This window comes from Faecalibacterium hominis (ex Afrizal et al. 2022) (assembly GCF_049545105.1).
Lineage (GTDB): Bacteria > Bacillota > Clostridia > Oscillospirales > Ruminococcaceae > Faecalibacterium > Faecalibacterium duncaniae.
Map to the genome: position 1 here is coordinate 1,626,425 of NZ_CP186860.1, position 20,393 is coordinate 1,646,817.

Annotated in this window: 18 protein-coding genes and 1 riboswitch; of the genes, 6 read left to right on the forward strand and 12 right to left on the reverse strand. The window is 58.9% G+C overall.

Annotated elements, in window-relative coordinates:
• Positions 1-33 precede the first annotated feature (33 nt).
• Positions 34-837, reverse strand: coding sequence for a 23S rRNA (guanosine(2251)-2'-O)-methyltransferase RlmB (gene rlmB / locus ACKXGA_RS07830; RefSeq protein WP_005935208.1), 804 nt, complete (start codon positions 835-837; stop codon positions 34-36).
• A gap of 565 nt (positions 838-1,402) precedes the next feature.
• Between rlmB and fba the strand changes: the two genes are divergently transcribed.
• Entirely contained in the window at positions 1,403-2,266 is an 864-nt protein-coding gene (fba, locus tag ACKXGA_RS07835; RefSeq protein ID WP_117477141.1) for a class II fructose-1,6-bisphosphate aldolase, read from the forward strand.
• 153 nt (positions 2,267-2,419) lie between these two features.
• Here fba and ACKXGA_RS07840 read toward each other — a convergent pair whose 3' ends face one another.
• The 3 genes from ACKXGA_RS07840 to ACKXGA_RS07850 form a co-directional block, all read right to left on the reverse strand.
• Positions 2,420-3,691, reverse strand: coding sequence for a bifunctional folylpolyglutamate synthase/dihydrofolate synthase (locus ACKXGA_RS07840; RefSeq protein ID WP_423729231.1), 1,272 nt, complete (start codon positions 3,689-3,691; stop codon positions 2,420-2,422).
• Positions 3,688-4,197: a folate family ECF transporter S component gene (locus tag ACKXGA_RS07845; protein ID WP_423729232.1), complete on the reverse strand. Its 510-nt coding sequence runs from the start codon at positions 4,195-4,197 to the stop codon at positions 3,688-3,690. Before ACKXGA_RS07845 ends, ACKXGA_RS07840 begins: the two co-directional genes overlap by 4 nt.
• Positions 4,198-4,344: 147 nt before the next feature.
• Positions 4,345-4,441: riboswitch (THF riboswitch) on the reverse strand.
• A 168-nt stretch (positions 4,442-4,609) separates the two neighbouring features.
• Positions 4,610-6,157, reverse strand: coding sequence for an alkaline phosphatase (locus tag ACKXGA_RS07850; protein ID WP_423729233.1), 1,548 nt, complete (start codon positions 6,155-6,157; stop codon positions 4,610-4,612).
• 292 nt (positions 6,158-6,449) lie between these two features.
• Between ACKXGA_RS07850 and ACKXGA_RS07855 the strand changes: the two genes are divergently transcribed.
• On the forward strand, positions 6,450-7,337 hold the full coding sequence (locus ACKXGA_RS07855; protein ID WP_423729234.1) for a PfkB family carbohydrate kinase: 888 nt from the start codon (positions 6,450-6,452) through the stop codon (positions 7,335-7,337).
• Between the two features lie 365 nt (positions 7,338-7,702).
• Here the strand turns inward: ACKXGA_RS07855 and ACKXGA_RS07860 are convergent, their stop codons facing one another.
• From ACKXGA_RS07860 to ACKXGA_RS07870, 3 genes are read right to left on the reverse strand one after another with little or no spacing between them, the layout of a single operon-like run.
• A complete protein-coding gene (locus ACKXGA_RS07860; protein WP_423729235.1) occupies positions 7,703-9,625 on the reverse strand; it encodes an ABC transporter ATP-binding protein in 1,923 nt (640 codons plus the stop codon).
• Positions 9,625-11,376 (reverse strand): ABC transporter ATP-binding protein, encoded by a 1,752-nt coding sequence (locus tag ACKXGA_RS07865; RefSeq protein ID WP_423729236.1) that lies wholly within the window; start codon positions 11,374-11,376, stop codon positions 9,625-9,627. Before ACKXGA_RS07865 ends, ACKXGA_RS07860 begins: the two co-directional genes overlap by 1 nt.
• 34 nt (positions 11,377-11,410) lie before the next feature.
• Positions 11,411-11,887 (reverse strand): MarR family winged helix-turn-helix transcriptional regulator, encoded by a 477-nt coding sequence (locus ACKXGA_RS07870; RefSeq protein WP_242888562.1) that lies wholly within the window; start codon positions 11,885-11,887, stop codon positions 11,411-11,413.
• A 264-nt stretch (positions 11,888-12,151) separates the two neighbouring features.
• On the opposite strand from ACKXGA_RS07870, the gene ACKXGA_RS07875 reads away from it, so the two are divergent.
• Complete coding sequence (locus tag ACKXGA_RS07875; protein WP_423729237.1) at positions 12,152-13,282, forward strand: MFS transporter; 1,131 nt, start codon at positions 12,152-12,154, stop codon at positions 13,280-13,282.
• Positions 13,283-13,352: 70 nt separating this feature from the next.
• Here the strand turns inward: ACKXGA_RS07875 and ACKXGA_RS07880 are convergent, their stop codons facing one another.
• Positions 13,353-13,973, reverse strand: coding sequence for an epoxyqueuosine reductase QueH (locus tag ACKXGA_RS07880; RefSeq protein WP_097773305.1), 621 nt, complete (start codon positions 13,971-13,973; stop codon positions 13,353-13,355).
• A 122-nt stretch (positions 13,974-14,095) separates the two neighbouring features.
• On the opposite strand from ACKXGA_RS07880, the gene ACKXGA_RS07885 reads away from it, so the two are divergent.
• The 3 genes from ACKXGA_RS07885 to ACKXGA_RS07895 all read left to right on the forward strand — a co-directional run bounded on the left by ACKXGA_RS07885 (position 14,096) and on the right by ACKXGA_RS07895 (position 16,742).
• Positions 14,096-14,299 (forward strand): DUF896 domain-containing protein, encoded by a 204-nt coding sequence (locus ACKXGA_RS07885; protein WP_005935179.1) that lies wholly within the window; start codon positions 14,096-14,098, stop codon positions 14,297-14,299.
• A 205-nt stretch (positions 14,300-14,504) separates the two neighbouring features.
• The gene (locus ACKXGA_RS07890; RefSeq protein ID WP_097771587.1) at positions 14,505-15,800 is read left to right on the forward strand and encodes an adenylosuccinate synthase; all 1,296 of its coding nucleotides are present in this window, start codon (positions 14,505-14,507) and stop codon (positions 15,798-15,800) included.
• A gap of 42 nt (positions 15,801-15,842) precedes the next feature.
• Entirely contained in the window at positions 15,843-16,742 is a 900-nt protein-coding gene (locus ACKXGA_RS07895; protein ID WP_117477133.1) for a DegV family protein, read from the forward strand.
• Positions 16,743-16,917: 175 nt separating this feature from the next.
• On the opposite strand, the gene ACKXGA_RS07900 is transcribed toward ACKXGA_RS07895, so the two are convergent.
• The 4 genes from ACKXGA_RS07900 to rsxE form a co-directional block, all read right to left on the reverse strand.
• Positions 16,918-17,505 carry a sortase gene (locus tag ACKXGA_RS07900; RefSeq protein ID WP_156076358.1) on the reverse strand — a complete coding sequence of 196 codons (588 nt, stop codon included), beginning with the start codon at positions 17,503-17,505 and terminating at the stop codon, positions 16,918-16,920.
• Positions 17,506-18,147: 642 nt separating this feature from the next.
• The gene (locus ACKXGA_RS07905) at positions 18,148-19,065 is read right to left on the reverse strand and encodes an RnfABCDGE type electron transport complex subunit B (RefSeq protein WP_156067485.1); all 918 of its coding nucleotides are present in this window, start codon (positions 19,063-19,065) and stop codon (positions 18,148-18,150) included.
• 15 nt (positions 19,066-19,080) lie between these two features.
• Positions 19,081-19,713 (reverse strand): electron transport complex protein RnfA, encoded by a 633-nt coding sequence (locus tag ACKXGA_RS07910; protein WP_097771578.1) that lies wholly within the window; start codon positions 19,711-19,713, stop codon positions 19,081-19,083.
• A 1-nt stretch (position 19,714) separates the two neighbouring features.
• Positions 19,715-20,380: an electron transport complex subunit RsxE gene (rsxE, locus tag ACKXGA_RS07915; RefSeq protein ID WP_238078350.1), complete on the reverse strand. Its 666-nt coding sequence runs from the start codon at positions 20,378-20,380 to the stop codon at positions 19,715-19,717.
• Positions 20,381-20,393 lie beyond the last annotated feature (13 nt).

Here is a 20,393-nt window from a genome sequence, read left to right on the forward strand (position 1 = left end):
CTGTTCTGGTCACGGCGGTCTGGCCGCTGTTTCTTACTCTGCGGCGCGCTGGCTCTGGATCTCGTACAGGATGATGCCAGCCGCTACCGAGACATTGAAGCTGTCCACACCGGTGCCCTGAGCGGCCATATCCAGCCGCACCACGCCATCGCAGAGCTTTTTCACCAGCTGGGACACACCACTGCCCTCGCTGCCCAGCACCAGTGCGATGGGGCCGGTCAGGTTGTTCTTGCGCAGGGGCACACCGTCCATATCGGCACAGTAGACGAACACACCCTGATCCTTCAGGCGGCGGATGGTCTCGCCGATGTTGGCCACGCGGGCCACAGGCAGGCGCTCGGCCGCACCGGCACTGGACTTGATAACGGTGGGGGTCACGGACGCGCCGCCCCGCTTGGGGATGACGATGCCGTGGGCTCCGCACAGCAGAGCAGAGCGCATCACCGCGCCCAGATTATGGGGGTCCTCGATGCCGTCACTCAGCACCAGGAAAGGGGGCTCCCCCTTCTCTCTGGCAACGTTCAGCAGGTCCTCCACGGTCACATATTCGATCTCGCTGGCAAAGGCAGCCACGCCCTGATGGCTCTCGGTGCCGGTCATCAGGCGCAGCTTGTTGGGATGCACCCGCTTGACCGTGGCCCCGGCCTCCTTGGCCATGGCGGTATAGTAAGCTGCCACAGCGGGGGCCATGCCCTCCGCGATCAGCACGGTATCCACGCCGGAACCGCTCTTGAGCAGCTCGGTCACGGGGTTTTTGCCGTAGACCAGGCTCTCATTCTTGGGCTGCTCCTCCGTGCTGCTGCGGCGGGGGCGGCGCGGCATTTTCTGTTCGTCCATTGATGTGTTCTCCTTCCATTCTATGGCAAGGCGGGCCGTTTGAGCCGCGCCATGGTTTCGTTCTGTTTCAGTTTTACTATATTTTGACACTGATACATTCTAAAGTATAGCATACCCCGGCATTCTTCGCAATGTTTGCCGAAGGCAAAAGTTTTCCACATTCAGCAGGCTATACAATCGGTAATTCGGCTCAAATTTTTCCACATGTTGAAAACCCGGTTGAAAATGTTCAAAAATCAAGTTTGTACGCCCACTTTCCAGGTGGAATTCCACAGTTTCCACCGAGTTTTCAACCTCCCGGGTTCGACACGCAAACTTTCCGCCGTACTTTTTGTAAAATTCAAGTCGGAATTATGACAATTTTTTGAAGGGAGATCCAGTGGTTTTTGCCAGAATCTCCAACATCAAAATGCCCAATGTGAATTTGTGTTGAAAACGCCGCGGGAACCGCCTTGATTTTATCCTGTAATTGGGGTATACTACCCTTAGGTTCGTTAAAGGATGCGCAATCTTGTATCCAAAACGGCTTTTTCACCCCAAAATGATTTTGCGGAGGTAATGAATAATGTTGGTAAATGCAACCGAAATGCTGATCAAGGCACGCGATGGCCACTACGGTGTGCCCCAGTTCAACATCAACAATCTGGAGTGGACCAAGGCAGTCCTGACCGCCTGCGAGGAAATGAAGAGCCCCGTTATCCTGGGTGTCTCTGAGGGCGCAGGCAAATACATGACCGGCTTCAAGACCGTTGCCGCCATGGTCAGCTCCATGGTGGAGACCATGGGCATCACTGTTCCCGTTGCCCTGCACCTGGACCACGGCACCTACGAGGGCTGCAAGGCCTGCGTTGAGGCCGGCTTCTCCTCCATCATGTTCGACGGCAGCCACTACTCCATCGAGGAGAACGTGGAAAAGACCAAGGAGCTGGTCGCGCTGGCACACTCCAAGGGCCTGAGCATCGAGGCCGAGGTCGGCTCCATCGGCGGCGTTGAGGACGGCGTTGTGGGCGCTGGCGAGATCGCAGACCCCGCCGAGTGTGCAAAGATCACCGATCTGGGCATCGACTTCCTGGCTGCCGGCATCGGCAACATCCACGGCGTTTACCCCGCCAACTGGAAGGGCCTGGACTTTGAGGCTCTGGATCGCATCCACAAGGCCACCAACAACATTCCTCTGGTCCTGCACGGCGGCACCGGCATCCCCGACGAGATGATCCAGAAGGCCATCAGCCTGGGCGTTTCCAAGATCAACATCAACACCGAGTGCCAGCTGGTCTTTGCTGAGGCCACCCGCAAGTACATCGAAGCTGGCAAGGATCAGCAGGGCAAGGGCTTCGACCCCCGCAAGCTGCTGGCTCCCGGCGCTCAGGCCATCATCGACAAGTGCAAGGAGAAGATCGAGCTGTTCGGCTGCGCAGGCAAAGCCTGAGCCGAAGCGCATCTCCTGAGCACATTCCCGCCCCATAAATGATATTGCCCCGCTGTTCTGTGCATCACAAAACAGCGGGGCGTTTTTTGTAAGCCAGTCCGCAAAAAGGGGGCTGCTGCACCGATTTTTCCCGTGTGCCGCAGCCCCTCTTCTTTACTGGTTCAATTTTGCAAACGCTTTCCGCACATCGCCGGAGAAGTAGAGCGTGCCCAGCGCGCACACGGGGCCGGTGCCCCCAAGGGCGGCCGCCCGGGCTACACCGGCTTCAATGGTGGAAGCGGGCTCAGCTCTGCCGCCCCGGGCGCGGATCTGTTCGGCCAGCGTCTCGGCGGGCATGGCGCGGGGGGTATGGGCCGCCACGGTGACGAACTGCCCGGCCAGCGGCAGGAGCAGTTCCAGCATCTCGTCCACATCCTTATCCGCCATGATGCTGAGCAGGAACACGAACTTCTGCCCCGGAAAGCGGTCCCTCAGGCTCTGCACGGTGGCCCGCATTCCGTGGGCGTTGTGGCTGCCATCCAGCAAAAAGGCGGGCGAATGCCGCAGCAGCTCGAACCGGCCCGGCCAGCGCACCTGTTCCAGACCGGCGCGGATGGCGCTGTCCGGGATGTTCCAGCCCCGGCTGCGCAGCACCCGCAGGGCCGTAATGGCCGTGGCGGCGTTCCGTGGCTGATAGCTGCCGATCAAGGGCAGGCGGATGCCATTCAGGCCGTCAAAATCAAAGGTGACAGCATCCAGATCCCCGTCCTCGATGGTCAGCCTGCTGAGGTCCACCACGGTCAGCGGCGCGTGCCGCTCTGCCGCCGTACGGGCGATGACGGCATCGGCCTCGGGCACACCGCCATAGCTCACCACCGGACTGCCCGGCTTGATGATGCCCGCCTTGGCCGATGCGATATCGGCCAGGGTGGGGCCCAGCTCCTTTACATGATCCATGCCCAGCGCCGTGATGACCGCGCACTCCGGCGGGTCGATGACGTTGGTGGAATCCAGCGTGCCGCCCAGGCCTACCTCCAGCACCACGATGTCGCATTTCGTCTCAGCGAACCAGAGCATCCCCAACGCCGTGATGATCTCGAACTCGGTGGGGATATCGGTCATGGCATCGGCAGCAGGCTTCACACGCTCCACCAGCCGCACCAGCGCCTCGTCCGGGATCTGTTGGCCGTTTACCTGAATGCGCTCGTTGAACCGGTTGATAAAGGGCGAGGTATACAGGCCCACCCGGTAACCCGCCGCCTGCAGGCAGGAGGCCAGCATGGCCGCCGTGCTGCCCTTGCCGTTGGTGCCCGCCACATGGATGAATTTCAGCTGCTTGTGCGGATCTCCCAGTGCGGCCAGCAGGGTCCGGGTGCGGGTCAGGCCCGGCTTGTGCCCCGCCCACTGGACGGCGTGGATATAGTTCAGTGCTTCTTCATAGTTCATTGTGCAATGCCTCGGATCGTTTTGTTTTCCAGCAGCAGGCGCACCAGCACGGTGTTCACCGCTGCCAGGACCAGCGCGTTGGGAATGCGGGTCACCAGCACGCTCCACGGATAGTTATAGAAGAGGTGGAGTGCCAGCGAGTTGATGACAATGGAGCCCACCGCATGGCCGGCAAACACGCTGATCTGGGTGCGCAGGCCCAGCCGCAGGTTGGGCAGGGCGCGCCAGAGAAGGCCCGCCGTCAGGCCGATGGAGCCTGCCCCCAGCGTGATCAGCGGATTGATGGCGTAGCCGGAAAGGGTGCCGCCGATCATATCGGCCACTGCACCCACAGCAAAGCCCTCCACCGGCCCGAACAGCACAGCGGCCAGCAGGGTGGGCAGGCTGCCCAGGTTGAACCGGACAAAGCCGGTGGAAATGCTCAGCACCCGGGCAAACACGATGCTCATGGCAGTGAGCAGGGCCAGCATGGTGAGCTTGCGGATAGAATTTCTGGAATGGTTCATATCAATTGTCCTCCCCTGTTTCGGGAACCGCGGGGCGGGCAATGCAAAACGCCCTCCCCTGTGACAAACCGCACAAAGGAGGGCGTGATTCAACGGTTCACATCCAGACGGGGCCGCAGACGGCCCCATCTGCACCCAAGTCCATGCAGCAGCGGGATGCAGGCCATGCACCGCGGGTCTTACCTTCGTCCGCAGCACAACTCCCCGTTGATGCGGCACTTAACGCGCATGGCCTTACTCTGTTGATGGTCTTATTATATGCCTTTTTCCGGCCCATTGCAACCACAACTCCCATCATTTTTCCCAATTCGCGGGGCAGATTTTTGACAGGGTGCACAATTCCGGGCCTATACAAAAAGCCCTCCGGTGCGTCTCGTCCCGGAGAGCTTTGGGGTACAGAAGGTCTGGTCAATTACTGCACATCGGTCAGCTCAGCCAGCTTGTGGAAGATCTCGGTGTTGTCATACACGCCGCGGAACTTGTCTGCACCCTGACCACGGGCGTAGAGGTTCACCATGGCACCGGTGTGGGCGTAGGTGGTGTGATCCACACCGGACTTGTGGTTGATGGTGTGGCAGATAGCCATGCTGAAGGGGATGTAGGTGCCATACAACTCGTAATCCTGCTGGCTCATCTTGCTCTGGCTGGAAGAGCCGACCTTGAGGGTGCGCTCGTAAGCGGTGCGCAGGTTCTCCACCTCGTAGTCGGTCAGCAGCAGCTTGCCTGCGTTGGCGGCAGCGGGGTCGGTGGGCAGGGTCAGGCCGAAGTTTGCCTTCACGTCCTGCATCGCGGTCTCAAAGGGAGTCTGATTCTTCACGTAGTGGTTCACATAGGTGGAATCGAACTTTGCGTAGGACATCTTCTGGTGGGCCAGGTTGGTCAGGAAGGTATCGTAGTTGGTGGTCTTGTAGCCAATGCCCAGGCCGCCGGTCTCGTGGTCAGCGGTCACCAGGATCAGGGTATCATTGGGATGCTGGGCGTAGAACTCCACAGCGGCCTGCACCGCGTTGTGCATCTCGATCACATCATGGATGGAGGCAGCGGCATCGTTGGCGTGGCAGGCCCAGTCGATCTTGCCGGACTCCACCATCATAAAGAAGCCGTTGCTGTTGTCCAGCAGCTCAATGCCCTTGCGGACATAGTCGGTCAGCTGCCACTCTCCCGGAGCGGCATCCATGGCGTAGTTCATGGACTTGCCGTCGGCCAGGTTCTCGGCAATGATCAGGGTCTTGCCGGCCCCGGCCTTCAGGGCAACTGCACCGGCCTGGGTGGTGACAACATTGTAACCGGCCTGTGCAGCCACCTCGTGGTTGTTGGGGCCGGTGCCATCGCCGTTCACCTTCTGGAACTCGCCGCCTGCGAAATACTCAAAGCCGGAGTTTGCCAGCTCCACGCCGATCTGATAGTAGTTCTTGCGGGTCTTCTGGTGTGCATAGAAGGCAGCAGGGGTGGCGTGGTCAATATTCACCGTGGAAACAATACCAACCTTGTAGCCCTTCTGCTTATGGAGCTTCTCCGCAATGGTCTCATAGGGCACATCACGGGTCCAGGGGCACATATTGATGACACCGCTCTCGGTCTTTTTGCCGGAAGCGATGGAGGTAGCGGTGGAAGCGGAGTCCGGGCAGAAGGAGGTGCTGTCGTAGGTGGTCACACTGCCCACTTCCGGGAACTGGGTAAAGCTCAGCTCTGCCTCGGTGATGGCACCGTTGTTGGTGACAGTGCCCTGATAGAACCGGGCAGACTGGATCTGGGCAGTGCCCATGCCATCGCCGATGAACAGGAAGATGTACTTGGGCTTATTCTGGAACAGGCCAAAGCAGTTCTCCTCGTCAGCTGCGATGGAAGCAGCCGGAGCGGCAGCGTTTGCAGCCACAGGGGCAGCAGTCATCAGACCGGCGGCAGATGCCACAGCACCCACTTTCAGGAAGTTGCGGCGGGACATTTTATGTTCTTTCATACGATAATTCCTCTCTTATCCTGAGCCCTCCCGGGCCCTGTTGCAATGTTTCTTGGGAACGGTTCTATTGTACCCGTTCAGAGAAAGAGGGGAAACCACGGTAAGGAAAATCTTAGGTAAACCCTGGGCAAAGAAAAACAGGCATTGGTAAAAAACAGGTGGTCTTTGTAAAATCGGATCTTTCCTGCCCGCACCATTTCGCTCCGTCAGGATTTGTCCCGGATCGGTTGCATCCGGTGGGCAAATCGTGTATACTGTAACCCGATTTTTATTTGCGGAGGGAGGAGTGCACATGTCTGTTTTGTGTCTGGGCGAAGTCTGGCTGGAGCTGAACGCTGCCACGGCTCCGGAGCTGACGGAGACGTTCCGGGCGCAGACCGGCGGCTGGAGTGCAGGCTTCTGCCGCCGGTACGCCGCATTGGGCGGGCAGGCGGCTCTGCTGGCCCAGCTGGGAGCCGACCCCTTTGGCCGCAAGCTGGCGGCCCAGCTTGCCCGGGATGGTGTGGATTGCTCCCTGCTCTGCTTCACGGATGCCTTCCCCACGCCGGTGGTGTTCACCGGAGCAGACACCGCTCTGCCCTACCGTGCCCACACCGCCGGGCTGGCCCTTGGGCCGGAGCAGCTGGAGGCCGCCCCGTTCCGGGGAGCCTCTGCCTTCTGTTTTTCCTCCGCCGGGCTTGTGGACAGCCCCCTGCGGCTGGCCCACCTCAAGGCCCTTGCCGCCGCCCGGGATGCCGGGGCGCTCTGCTGCTATCTTCCCCGGCTGGCGCAGGCCGCGCCCTACTGGCCGCAGCGGGAGGCTCTGTGTCAGACCGCCCTGCAGTTTCTTGACCGGGCAGACGTTCTCTTTTTAGAGGAGAGCGACCTGCTCCTCCTCTTCGGCTCCCGGGAGCTGCGCACAGCCCTGTTTGCCCTGTTCACCGGCCATGTGCAGCTGATCTTTTTCTACAAAAAGGATAGGATTCTCGCCTTTACACGCAGCATTATGGCTTCTGCCGCAAAAAAAGACCAGAGCCCCGCTCTGGTCTTGTATCGGATGGAACAAATGGGGATCCATGTAATAGATCTGCCACAGTTAAGGGAGCATGTACTAGGACAGTTACTAAGTAACGATGCGGATGCTGGGAGCCGCAACCCGGACGCTGGCGAGCGAAGCGAGACTGAGAGGTTTAACTCTTAGCCAAACAAAAACAGCCAGCGCCGTGGAAAGGAGGAGAAAGCGGCGCTGGCTGTGTATGAGAACTCCCAAACATTTGCGGCTGTCAGGAGATGGTTGGTAGTCTGTCCGCTGCCTTGGCTATTGCCTCGCATCAGCAGGGGACAGTGTTTTTTAAAGGGGCCGCGCCGCCCGGTTTCTGCCGGAGATGCGCGGTTTTCATTGCCTGCATGGCATCTTGGGAGGATGTTTTTCTGTTCCTCCCTGACTGCACCCTTATTGTACAGGATAAAAATGGAGTTTCTTTGTGAGGAATTTGAACAAATTGAAAATAAACGGAGCCGCTGCACATCATTTTGTACAGCGGCTCCGTTTTTTACGATTTTTCTTTAATTTTCAGCCAGATTACCGGTGTAGAGCTGGTAATACTTGCCCTTCTTGGCGATCAGCTCGTCGTGGCTGCCGCGCTCGATGATGCGGCCCTGCTCCAGAACCACGATACAGTCTGCATTGCGGACGGTAGACAGGCGGTGGGCAATGACAAAGCTGGTGCGGCCATACATCAGGCCGTCCATGCCCCGCTGGACCAGCGCCTCGGTACGGGTATCAATGGAGGAGGTCGCCTCGTCCAGGATCAGCACCGGGGGATCGGCAACCGCGGCGCGGGCAATGGCCAGCAGCTGGCGCTGGCCCTGCGACAGGTTTGCGCCGTCGTTGGTCAGCATGGTGTTGTAGCCATCGGGCAGACGCTTGACAAAGCCATCGGCATTGGCCAGCTTTGCGGCGGCAATGCACTCCTCATCGGTGGCATCCAGGCGGCCATAGCGGATGTTCTCCATGACCGTGCCGGTAAACAGGTGGGTATCCTGCAGAACGATGCCCAGAGAGCGGCGCAGGTCGTCCTTTTTGATCTTGCGGATGTTGATGCCATCATACCGGATCTTGCCGTCTGCGATATCGTAGAAGCGGTTGATCAAGTTGGTGATGGTCGTTTTGCCGGCACCGGTGGAGCCGACAAAGGCGATCTTCTGGCCCGGGCGGCCATAGAGGTTGATCCCGTGCAGAACGGTCTTTTCCGGCACATAGCCAAAATCGACATCGGTAAAAGTGATGTCGCCCGCCAGCTTGTGGTAGGTGGTGGTGCCGTCGTGGTGGGGATGCTTCCAGGCCCAGATGCCGGTGCGCTCGGTGGTCTCCACCAGCTCGTCATCCTTGCCATACTTGACGTTGACCAGGGTGACATAGCCTTCATCGGTCTCGCTGGTCTCGTCCATCATCTTGAAGATACGCTCTGCACCGGCCAGTGCCATGATCACGCTGTTGGCCTGCATGGACACCTGGCTGATGGGCATATTGAAGCTCTTGTTCAGGCTCAGGAAGGCCATCACGGTGCCCAGGGTCATGCCGCCGACATTGCCAACGGCCATGGCCGCGCCCGCCAGAGCACAGACTGCATAGCTGATATTGCCCAGCTGTGCGGTAACGGGCATGATGATGTTGGCGTAGCTGTTGGCCTGCTTGGCGCTTTCCTTCAGTTTATCGTTCAGCTGCCGGAAGCCATCCAGAGCCTTCTGCTCGTGGGTGAACACCTTGACGACCTTCTGGCCCTCCATCATCTCTTCGATGTAGCCGTTCACCTTGCCCAGATCCTTCTGCTGGGCCACAAAGTACTTGCCGCTCATGGCAGTGATCTTCTTGGAGCAGAACAGCATCAGAGCCACCATCAGCATGGTGACAATGGTGAGCTGCCAGCTCATCAGGCACATACTGGTGAACACGGACACGATGGTGATGGCGCTGGACACCAGCTGGGGGATGCTCTGGCTGATCATCTGGCGCAGGGTGTCCACATCGTTGGTGTACACCGACATGATGTCGCCGTGGGGGTGGGAGTCAAAATACCGGATGGGCAGGCTTTCCATGTGGGTGAAAAGCTGGACGCGCAGGTTGCGCAGGGTGCCCTGGGTCACGTTGACCATGATACGGGCGTTGAGCCATGCGGCCAGCACGCCGATGGCGTAGATGCAGCCGATGCGCACCAGTGCGCCTGTCAGCGGGCCGAAGTCCGGTGTGGCCTGCTTGGTCATGGGGACGATGTAATCATCGATCAGGGTCTTGAGGAAGAGGCTTGCCTGCACATTTGCCAGCGCGCTGACGATGATGCAGACCAGCACAAGGATGCAGTGGGGCAGATAGTGCTTGAACACCTCATCCATGATCCGCTTGAGCAGCTTGCCCGGGTTCTCGACCTTCGGTTTGGGGCCGCCCACCCCACGGGGGCCGGGGCCCTTTACTTCTTTCACCTGTGCCATTACTGCTCACCTCCCTGCTTGTCAAAATCGCCGCCGCCCTGGGTCTGGCTGTTGTAAACTTCCTGATAGATCTTGTTTGTCTTGAGCAGCTCCTCGTGGGTGCCCAGGCCGTTGATCTGGCCGTTGTCCAGCACCAGGATGCGGTCTGCATCCTGCACGGAGGAGATGCGCTGTGCAATGATGATCTTGGTGGTGCCGGGGATCTCCTCCCGGAAGGCCTTGCGGATCTTGGCATCGGTGGCGGTATCCACGGCGCTGGTGCTGTCGTCCAGGATCAGCACCTTGGGCTTGCGCAGCAGCGCGCGGGCAATGGTCAGGCGCTGCTTCTGGCCGCCGGACACGTTGGAGCCGCCCTGCTCGATCCAGGTATTGTACTTGTCGGGGAAGCGCTCGATGAACTCATCGGCGCAGGCCAGCTTGGCCACCCGGATGCACTCTTCCTCGCTGGCGTTCTCATCGCCCCAGCGCAGGTTGTCGAGGATGGTGCCGCTGAACAGAACGTTCTTCTGCAGCACCATGGAGACCTCCCGGCGGAGGACATCCAGGCTGTAATCCTTAACGTCCACGCCGCCCACCTTGACAGAGCCGGTCTCGGCATCATACAGGCGGGGGATCAGCTGCACCAGGCTGGATTTTGCACTGCCGGTGCCGCCGATGATGCCCAGCGTCTCGCCCGGCCGGATGCTGAAGGTAACATCGTTCAGGACAGGCTGGCCGGAGCCGTGCTTATACTTAAAGGTAACGTGGTCAAACTCAATGCTGCCGTCTGCCACCTGCTGCACCGGCTGCTTTGCCGGGGGCAGGTCGGTGGTCTCGTCCAGCACCTCCACGATACGGCGGGCAGAAGCGGCGGACATGGCGATCATCACAAAGGCCATGCTCAGCATCATCAGGGCCATCAGGATGTTCATAATGTAACCGAACAGGGCGTTCAGCTGGCCGGTGGTGATTGCACCGTTCAGGACGTAATGTGCGCCGAACCAGCTCAGGGCGATGTTGCAGCCGTACACAGAGACCAGCATGGCGGGGTTGTTGAAGCTCAGACGGCTCTCGGCGTGGACGAACTGCTTGTACAGGCTCTCGCAGGCCTTGGTGTACTTCTCGTTCTCAAAGTGCTCCCGGACAAAGCTCTTGACCACGCGGATGGCCGAGACATTCTCCTGCACGGAGGCGTTCAGGTTATCGTAGTTCTTGAACACCTTATCAAAGATGCCGAAGGTGGGGACCATAATACCTGCCAGCACTGCCACCAGGAACACGATCGCCACCAGGAACACCATGGTCAGCGAGCGGCTGATCATGGAGGCCATGATGAGCGCGAAAACCAGATGGACGGGGGCACGCACACACATGCGCTCGATCATCTGGAACGCGTTCTGCAGGTTGGTCACGTCGGTGGTCATACGGGTGACCAGACCGGCCGTGGAGTACTTGTCGATGTTGGAGAACGAGAAATGCTGGATGTTCTCATACATCGCATCGCGCAGGTTGCCTGCAAAGCCGGTGGATGCCGTGGCGGCAAACCTGCCGGCCAGCACGCCCAGCAGCAGGGCAATGGCCGCCACCAGGAAGGTGAGCAGGCCGTACTTGATAACGGCGTTCATATCGCCCTTTTCAATGCCCTGGTCAATGATCACGGCCATGATGGTAGGCAGCAGCACATCCATGATGGCTTCCAGAGCAGATAGGATCGGTGTCAGGATCGCGGCGCGCTTGTACTCGCCCAGATGTGACACAAGTTTTTTGATCATCTGTTGTAATCCTCCTGAAGTTTATTTGCAGGGGTCATTCCAGCCCCTTGCGCAGCTTGTTCAATAACCGCAGAAGCTCTGCGTTTTCCTCTTCCGTCAGCAATCCGGCCACAAACTCATCGGTCTGGTGCAGGGAGAGTATCGTCTTTTCATGGACGCGGCCCCCCTCTTCCGTCAGGATCAGCCGCTTGAGCCGGGCATCCTGCGGCACGCTCTGGCGTTCGATGTAGCCCTTGCGCTCCATCAGCTGCAGGATGTTCGTCACGGTCGAGCGTGTGATGGAAAACTCCCGCTCGATATCGCGCTGGTATACGGCCTCATTTTTGTGCCAGTAGAGGTAGCTCATGATCCAGTCGTGCATGGGGGTCACGTTGTCCACGTTGTTCTCCCGGTGGAACTGGTTGATCTTGCGGAAGATCAGGTTGTTCACCCGGCGCACCTGTGCCGGGATGACCTGCGGCGGCTCCCATGGGGGGTTGCAGCAGGGCTGTTTTTTGCTTTCATCGTGCATAATGGTTTCCCTTTTGAATTGTTTGTGACAGGATTGTTTTCCTTAGAACTGTTTGATGCCGTACAATATCATAACGCACGATTCGATCTTTGTCAATAGAAGACGCAAAATAAAATACAGAAGCGCCCCACCGAACGGCAGGGCGCTTCCACTGGGCGCTGATTTTGCTTTTGCTGGCTCAACAGCCCTTGCTTTCTGACCAGAATATGCTTTAATAAAAGCAACTATGGGCGCTGCGCCCCCGAATACTGCAAGGAGAATCCCATGGAACAACGGAACACCCGCCTGCGGAACGCGGGCTTCGTCACCTTCTTTTTCAGCGGCATCTGCACCATTTCCAGCGGTGTGGTGGTCAGCCTGCTGCAGGAGGAATACGGCTTTGCCTACGGCATGACCGGCACCCTGCTCAGCCTGCTGAGCATCGGCAACCTGCTGGCGGGCCTGCTGGCCGGTGCGCTGGTGGGAAAAATGGGCATGAAGCCAAGCGTCCTGCTTCTGACCATCGGCTATGCGGTGGGCTACGGCCTGATGAGCCTGACCGGCCTGCCCATTCTGCTGGCGCTGGCCTTCTTCATTGTGGGCATTGCCAAGGGCAGTGTCCTGAACACCTGCACCATTCTTGTCAGCGGCAACTCTGCAGACCGCACCCGGGGCATGAACACCATGCACGCCTGCTACGCCTGCGGTGCCCTGCTCTGCCCCTTTCTGATCTCTGCCGCGGCCAGGGTCAGCACCACGCTGGCCGTGCTGGCACTGGCGGCGCTGGGTCTGGTGCTCTGGCTGGTATACCTGTTCACCCCCATGGCAGGCCGCGCCAAGGCCAAAGAAGCTGTCACCGATTGGAGCTTTTTGCGCTCCTCCCGCTTCTGGCTGCTCACCGGCCTGCTGTTCTGCCAGAACGCCGCCGAGCAGAGCGTTGTGGGCTGGATGGTCACCTACTTCAAGGACAGCGGCATCATTGCAGGCACGCTGGCGGCCTATACCGTCACCGTGATGTGGGGTGCCACCCTGATCGGCCGCCTGCTCATCGCCTTTGTGTTCCCACTCAAACAGCCCCGCAAGGCCATGGTGTTTATGGCGGTTTTCTGCACTGCCTTCTACTTTGCCATGATGCAGACCCACAGCCAGCTGCCTGCCATCCTGCTGCTGTTCGCCTTTGCCTTCTCCATGGCCGGTATGAACCCCACCGCCGTGGCCAGCGCCGGTAAAATGACCACCGTGACCAGCATGGGCATCATGCTGCCGGTGGCATCCAGCGGCGCGATCCTGATGCCCTGGGTCATCGGCAAGGTAGCTGAAAGCGCCGGTCTTGCTGTTGGTATGGCAACCAACATCGTGCCCTGTGTGGGGCTGATCGTCTTTGCGATTCTGGTGTCCAGAATGCGGGAGGAGTAAACCTCTCCGTCATTGCTTCGCAATGCCGCCGCTCCTGGCAGGAGAGGCAAGCAGCAGGCGACTGAGCGGTTCATCCCCTCGCCTTTGCGCTGAACTCACACCCACAGTAATCCTGACGGTAAAGCCCGTACTCCTCCGAGAGCTGGAGGGAGCGCAGGTAGCCGTTCTGCTTTTTGAAATCCGAGGGCAGGTGCCTGATGCCGAATTCGGCTTCAAGCTCCTGCCCGATCTGATTGATGCGGGCAGCATCCTTGTGGGGGCTGATGGAGAGCGTGGTGGTGAACCAATCAAAGCCGTGCTCCTTTGCGTACTGTGCCGCCCGGCGCATCCGCAAGCGGTAGCAGACGGTGCACCGCCCGCCCCGCTCCGGCTCGTTTTCCAGCCCCTGCACAGCCGTATAGAACTCCTGCGGATCGTAGTGGTCCTCGATGACCGTGACCCCCAGCGGGTGCGCCTGCGCCACAAACTTTTTCAGCTCCTCGCCCCGGCGGTAGTATTCTTCGGCAGGCCAGGTGTTGGGGTTATAGTAAAGCACCGTGATCTCAAAATACCGGCACAGCTTTTCCAGCACGGCGCTGGAACAGGGCCCGCAGCAGGCATGGAGCAGCAGCTTTGGCCGCTGCGGCCCCAGCGTTTTCAACACTTCGTCCATCTGCTGTGCAAAATTCAACTGTTTTGACATCGGTTTCATCCTTTGTTATACTTGCTTTGATTCAAATAGCTCCCTCCTGCTGCCTCGCCAAAAGAGCCGCAGCTGCCGGAAGGGGCATCCCGGTCATATTATATCACATTTTATCTAATAGGAGAACTGCGATGACAAACGAGAAGATTGCCCGTATCAACGAGCTGGCAAAAAAGAGCAAGACCACCGGCCTGACCGATGCCGAAAAGGCAGAGCAGCAGGCCCTGCGGCAGGAGTATGTTGCGGACGTAAAGGCCAGCCTGCGCGCCCAGCTGAACAACACCTCGATCAAAGAGCCGGATGGCACTGTGCACAAGCTGGGGAAGAAGAACTAAAGCAGCATCACGAAGAGGAGCGCCCTGTGGATAATTGAGAGAAAAGTATTTCTTCCCTCTTTTTTTGTTCCGCGTTTCGTGCTATACTATAATTGTATTGTTGCGGACATTTCCGCGGGCGGTACAGATTCCCAAGGTGGCGTATCCCGGGCAAGGTGCACGGAAAAGGCTGTCTTTTGAAAAAATGATAAAGAGGTCATTTATTATGCTTACTGCAATTACGGGTATCAACTGGGGCGATGAGGGCAAGGGCCGCATGGTCGACCTGATCAGCCAGGAGTATGACATCGTTGCACGGTATCAGGGCGGCAACAACGCAGGCCACACCGTGAAGAACGAGCGCGGCAAGTTCGTGCTGAACCTGCTGCCCTCCGGCATCCTGCGCCCCAACGTTGTCTGCGTGATGGGCAACGGTATGGTCATCGACCCGCACCATCTGGACGGCGAGATCAACAAGCTGCGGGAGCAGGGCATTTCCATCACCCCCGATAACCTGAAGATCTCCGACCGGGCCACCATCACCATGCCCTACCATGTCGATCAGGACGGCCTGGAAGAGGCCCGCCTGGCCAAGACCGGCGCACAGTTCGGCTCCACCAAGCGCGGCATCGCCTACACTTACGGTGACAAGTACATGAAGAAGACCCTGCGCATGGGCGACCTGCTCCACCTGGACGACAGCGTGAAGAAGCGCCTGGTGACCATGGTGGATTCCAAGAACCTGGTGATGGAGGGCAGCTACCACTCCGCCCCCATCAGCGTGGACGAGATGTGGGCATGGCTGGAGAAGTATGCCGCCATCTTCAAGGATTACATCTGCGACGTGGGCCAGTATCTGGCTGACGCTGATGCCGCCGGCAAGAAGGTGCTGTTCGAGGCCCAGCTGGGCGCTCTGCGCGACATCGACTTCGGCATCTACCCCTACACCACCTCCTCCAACGTCATCGGCGCTTACGCCCCCATCGGCGCAGGCATCCCGGGCCACAAGCTGACCAACAGCATCGGTGTGATGAAGGCTTACTCCTCCTGCGTGGGCGACGGCCCCTTTGTCACTGAGCTGGCCATGACCGAGGAAGAGAAGCACGCCCTGCGTGAGGCTGGCCACGAGTACGGTGCAGCCACCGGCCGTCCCCGCCGCGTTGGCCCCATCGACCTGGTGGCAAGCCACTACGGCGTGTTCTGCCAGGGCTGCGATGAGGTTGCCCTGACCCTGCTGGACGTGCTGGACTACATGGAGAAGATCCCCATGGTCACCGGCTACAAGCTGACCGACGGCACCATCACCAAGCGCTTCCCCATGGGCATGGCTCTGGACACCGCACAGCCCGTGGTGGAATATCTGCCCGGCTGGCACTGCGATATCACTGCTGCCCGCAAGTGGGAGGATCTGCCCCAGGAAGCCCGCGATTACGTTGAGTATCTGGAAAAGGCTATTGGCTGCAAGATCACCTACATCTCCGTTGGTGCCGAGCGTGAGGCCTACATCCATCACAACGTCTGATCCGCGCCACAGAACCCGCCGCATTGAAAAGGAAGCGTGACTATGTTTGATATCATCACGGACAGCGCCTGTGACCTGACCCCTGAGACGGCCGCAACACTGAATATTGAGATCATCCCCTTCTATGTCTCGCTGGACGGTGAGCACTACCGCAAGGAAGGCAAGGAGATCGCCGTGCGCGATTTCTACCAGTTCATGGTAGATAACCCCGCGGCCTACCCCAAGACCAGCCTGCCTTCTCTGGAGGATTTTGAGACCGTCTTCCGGGCCCATGCCGAGGCGGGCCGCCCGGTGCTCTGCATCTGCTTTACCAGCAAGATGAGCGGCTGCGTGGGCAGTGCCCGCAACGCCCGGGAGCTGGTGCTGGAGGATTTCCCCGATGCTAAGATCGAGGTCATTGACAGCACCGCCGCCACCGTGACCGAATCCATCGTGGTGGAAAACGCGGTGGCTATGCGGGATGCAGGCTGTACGCTGGACGAAGCCGTGACCTGGCTGGAAGCGGAAAAGATCACCAACCAGATCTTCTTCACGGTGGGTAATCTGGACTACCTCATCAAGGGCGGGCGCATCGGCAAAGTCACGGGCCGTGCCGCCAATATTCTGGGCATCAAACCCATGATCCTGTTCAAGGAGGGCGAGATCTTCTCCGCTGGCGTGGCCCGCGGCCGCCAGAAGAGCTTTGAGAAGGCCCTCGACCTGCTGATGACCTATCTGGCCGAACACAACGGCACACCCGATGACTACTGCATCACGGTGGGCTACGGCTACGATGCCGACGAGGGCAAGCGGCTCTGGATGCAGACCCGCGCCGCCCTGCGCGCCAAGTACCCCACCTGCGAGTGCAATGTGGTCCTGCTGCAGATCGGCTGCACCATTGCCGTGCACACCGGCCCCTATGCGTTGGGCATGGGCGTGATGCGGCGGTGGAAAAAACAGTAACTCCCTCAGTCGCCTCCGGCGACAGCTCCCTCTAGGAGGGAGCCTTACGGCAGCGAAAAGCCTCTCTCTGAGAGGGAGGTGGCATTGCGTCAGCAATGACGGAGGGAGTTCCCACATAGTAAAAAAGAAGCCCCGACAAATGTCGGGGCTTCTTTTTGTTTTTCAGCCTTGATTTTTACGATGCACGATCACAGAAGACGGTGACACGGGTCTTGCCGCCATAGGTGCAGGTGTACAGCACCAGGGCGTAGCCGCTGTGTTCCACTTCCTCCACACTGTGGGGGTCAAGCACTTCGACCTTGTTCACGACGTACTCATTCACGATGCCGTCCATATCGGTGAAGGTGACGTTGTCCCCCGCTGTGAGGGAGGTCAGCTTGCCGAAATGGCTCTCGTAGTTGTGCGCCGCAATGACCAGATCATCGGTGCGGGAAGAGCCGAACTGGCGGCAGGGGGCGATCTTCAGGCGGGGGTAGCTCCACTCGCTCATCACCGGCAGGTCAATGCCGATGGCGGGAATGGAGATCTCACCCACATATTCGTTGCCATCGACCTCCACCACCGGGAGCTCGGGGTCCAGAGGGCCGCTCTCTGCCTCCGGTTCCGGGGTCTCCACCTTCTGCTGAAGGTCGGCCACCACGGTCTGGGCCTCGGCACCGGCGTGGGCATCCTCGTAGCGGTTGTAGGCGTACAGGCCGCCCGCCGCCAGCAGGAGCACCACACCCAGCACGATGCAGACGAGCCCGGGGGATACTTTACGCATTCTTTTCACGTTAGCCTATCTTTTTTTCCGTGATGATTTTTCCGCACAGTGGAGCCCTCCCTGCATCATAGTATTTTTGGCAAAGCCGGAGGAAAAGATATTCAACTTTTGTCGTTTTTCTTTCCCTTGGCAGGTTATTTTTACCAGACAAACCCATTATCGTAATTATAGCATGTATATCCAGTATTTTCAATAGTGAAATTTTATTTTTCCTTCCCCTTTTCAGACAAAATATTCTGCGATATACAGCACGTTATGAACCGCCGTAATATATTGCGGGGAGTAGAGCAGTCTAACTTATCCGCACCGCCCGCCGCATTGATATATCGCGCAGTTTTGTGTTGTATCTTCGCAGTTTCACTCTCTATAATACATGAAACGCAGATTCCTTTCACTTTTTTTCGGAATTTTTTGAAAAAAGTTTTCGGAGGAGATGGAAAACCCCACCGTCATCCCTTCGGGATGCCACCGCCCCTAATAGGGGCGGCCTTGGCAAAACCATAAGGCTTCACGAAATGCCAAGGCCCCCCCTACTAGCGGGGGCTGTCGCCGCAAGGCGACTGGGGGTTTGAGCCACCAAAAAGCGCCCCCATCACTCAAAGGAGCAATGGGGGCGCTTTGTCCTATTACAATGGATTCCGCTTACTCAGCCTTGGGGGCCTCGGGAGCCTTTGCTTCCTCAGCCTTTGCGGCGGGCTCTGCCGGAGCGGCAGGAGCGGCAGCGGGCTTCGGAGCCTGCTTCACCACGGGCTTGGGGGGATTCGGATCGTCCTTCAGCGGGAAGAGGATGATGTGCTTGGGGCACTTCTGGGCGCACATGCCGCAGCCCTTGCACTTGTCGTAGTCCACACGGGCCACGCCGTCCACAACGTGGATGGCATCAAACTTACAGGTGCGCTCGCACATGCCGCAGGCAATGCAGGAAGTGGTGCAGGCCTTCATGGCAACGGGGCCCTTATCCTGATTGGAGCACATGACCACGGGCTTGCGGGGGCCGCCTGCGTCGATCATAATGACGTGCTTGGGGCAGATGTTGGCGCAGGCACCACAGCCGGTACACTTGTCCTTGTCCACCTTGGCCACGCCGTCCACAATGTGGATGGCATCGAACTTACACACCTTGGTGCAGTCGCCCAGGCCGATGCAGGCAAAGGTACAGGTCTTGGGGCCGCCGTACAGGGTGGCAGCAGCAGCGCAGGTCTGGATGCCCTTGTACTCGTAGCTGGGCTTGCAGTGCTCGGAGTTGCCCTGGCACTGGACCACAGCCTTCTTCTCCACGGCGCTTGCCTCACCGCCCATGATCTTGGCAATGGCGGCAGCAGCCTTGGGGCCGCCGGGGGCGCACTTGTCGCAGGGAACGCCGTCCATAACAACGGCCTTTGCGTAGTCGGCACAGCCGGCGTAGCCGCAGCCGCCGCAGTTTGCACCGGCCAGGCAGGCAGAAACTTCTTCAATACGGGGGTCTTCCTCAACCGCCATGAACTTTGCGGCCAGCACCAGAACAACGGCACCGATCGCGCCCACGATGGTACAGAGGATCACAGCAGATACAATATTCATAATCCTGTTCCTCCCTTACAGCGTCACGTTGAACAGGTTTTCGACGAGACCGCCGAAGCCCATAAAGGACAGGCTGGTGATGGCTGCTGCGATCAGGGTGATGGGCAGGCCCTTGAAGGGTGCCGGGGGATCGCAGGCTTCCACACGCTTGCGCACGCCGCTGAACATGACCATGGCCAGCATAAAGCCGACACCTGCACCCACGGCACAGACCAGAGCCTCAATGTAGGCAGCGGCAAAGCCAAGGGTAGCAACGTCTGCGCCGTAGTCGTCCACGACCAGAATGGTCACGGCCAGCACGCAGCAGTTGGTGGTGATCAGGGGCAGGTAAACGCCCAGAGAATTGTACAGTGCAACAACATACTTCTTCAGGAAGATCTCGATGAACTGCACCAGCACTGCAATGACCAGGATGAACACGATGGTCTGCAGGTAGCCCAGGTCAGCCGGGTTCAGAACGAAGATCTGGATGGGGAAGGTGACAGCCGTTGCCACCAGCATAACAAAGATAACAGCGCCGGACATACCAATGGAGGAATCCAGCTTCTTGGAAACGCCCAGGAACGGGCAGATACCGTAGAACTTCACCAGCACGTAGTTGTTCACCAGGATCATGCTGAAGAAGATCGCAGCAAGTTTGACTAACATCTTATTCTGCCTCCTTCTTCAGGTTGTCGAGGTCGCAGCAGCTCTTGCGCTCGATGCGGGCATCCAGCTTGCCTTCCAGCCAGACGCAGCCGGCCATCAGCACGCCGTAGCAGAAGAATGCGCCGGGAGCCTGGGTCATAATGCTCATCTTGGCCATGCTCTCGGGCAGAATCTGGAAGCCCAGCCAGGTGCCGCTGCCCAGGATCTCACGGATGGAGGCCATCAGCACCACGGTGAGGGTGTAGCCGATGCCCATGCCGATGCCGTCCAGTGCGGAATCCACCACATTGTTCTTGCAGGCAAACATCTCGGCACGGCCCAGAATGATGCAGTTGACAACGATCAGGGGCAGGAACACGCCCAGTGCGGTGTACAGGCTGTCCATGTAGGCGTGCATCACCATCTGAACGATGGTCACGAAGCCTGCAATGATGACGATGTAGCAGGGCAGGTGGACTTTAGCGGGGATCACGTTGCGCAGCAGCGAGATCAGGATGTTGGAGCACACCAGCACGAAGGTGAAGGCTGCGCCCATGCCCAGCGCGCTGGAAACTGCCGTGGTAACAGCCAGGCAGGAGCAGGTGCCCAGAACCAGACGCAGAACGGGGTTTTCTTTGATGATGCCGTTGGTAAGGATGCTTACCTTGGACTTGTTTTCGCTTGCCATTTCTTACCAACCT

What these genes read in the sequence shown, in the direction of transcription:
- rlmB (WP_005935208.1), bottom strand. Translation starts at nt 837, where the DNA reads ATGGACGAACAGAAAATGCCGCGCCGCCCCCGCCGCAGCAGCACGGAG.
- fba (WP_117477141.1), top strand. Translation starts at nt 1,403, where the DNA reads ATGTTGGTAAATGCAACCGAAATGCTGATCAAGGCACGCGATGGCCAC.
- ACKXGA_RS07840 (WP_423729231.1), bottom strand. Translation starts at nt 3,691, where the DNA reads ATGAACTATGAAGAAGCACTGAACTATATCCACGCCGTCCAGTGGGCG.
- ACKXGA_RS07845 (WP_423729232.1), bottom strand. Translation starts at nt 4,197, where the DNA reads ATGAACCATTCCAGAAATTCTATCCGCAAGCTCACCATGCTGGCCCTG.
- ACKXGA_RS07850 (WP_423729233.1), bottom strand. Translation starts at nt 6,157, where the DNA reads ATGAAAGAACATAAAATGTCCCGCCGCAACTTCCTGAAAGTGGGTGCT.
- ACKXGA_RS07855 (WP_423729234.1), top strand. Translation starts at nt 6,450, where the DNA reads ATGTCTGTTTTGTGTCTGGGCGAAGTCTGGCTGGAGCTGAACGCTGCC.
- ACKXGA_RS07860 (WP_423729235.1), bottom strand. Translation starts at nt 9,625, where the DNA reads ATGGCACAGGTGAAAGAAGTAAAGGGCCCCGGCCCCCGTGGGGTGGGC.
- ACKXGA_RS07865 (WP_423729236.1), bottom strand. Translation starts at nt 11,376, where the DNA reads ATGATCAAAAAACTTGTGTCACATCTGGGCGAGTACAAGCGCGCCGCG.
- ACKXGA_RS07870 (WP_242888562.1), bottom strand. Translation starts at nt 11,887, where the DNA reads ATGCACGATGAAAGCAAAAAACAGCCCTGCTGCAACCCCCCATGGGAG.
- ACKXGA_RS07875 (WP_423729237.1), top strand. Translation starts at nt 12,152, where the DNA reads ATGGAACAACGGAACACCCGCCTGCGGAACGCGGGCTTCGTCACCTTC.
- ACKXGA_RS07880 (WP_097773305.1), bottom strand. Translation starts at nt 13,973, where the DNA reads ATGAAACCGATGTCAAAACAGTTGAATTTTGCACAGCAGATGGACGAA.
- ACKXGA_RS07885 (WP_005935179.1), top strand. Translation starts at nt 14,096, where the DNA reads ATGACAAACGAGAAGATTGCCCGTATCAACGAGCTGGCAAAAAAGAGC.
- ACKXGA_RS07890 (WP_097771587.1), top strand. Translation starts at nt 14,505, where the DNA reads ATGCTTACTGCAATTACGGGTATCAACTGGGGCGATGAGGGCAAGGGC.
- ACKXGA_RS07895 (WP_117477133.1), top strand. Translation starts at nt 15,843, where the DNA reads ATGTTTGATATCATCACGGACAGCGCCTGTGACCTGACCCCTGAGACG.
- ACKXGA_RS07900 (WP_156076358.1), bottom strand. Translation starts at nt 17,505, where the DNA reads ATGCGTAAAGTATCCCCCGGGCTCGTCTGCATCGTGCTGGGTGTGGTG.
- ACKXGA_RS07905 (WP_156067485.1), bottom strand. Translation starts at nt 19,065, where the DNA reads ATGAATATTGTATCTGCTGTGATCCTCTGTACCATCGTGGGCGCGATC.
- ACKXGA_RS07910 (WP_097771578.1), bottom strand. Translation starts at nt 19,713, where the DNA reads ATGTTAGTCAAACTTGCTGCGATCTTCTTCAGCATGATCCTGGTGAAC.
- rsxE (WP_238078350.1), bottom strand. Translation starts at nt 20,380, where the DNA reads ATGGCAAGCGAAAACAAGTCCAAGGTAAGCATCCTTACCAACGGCATC.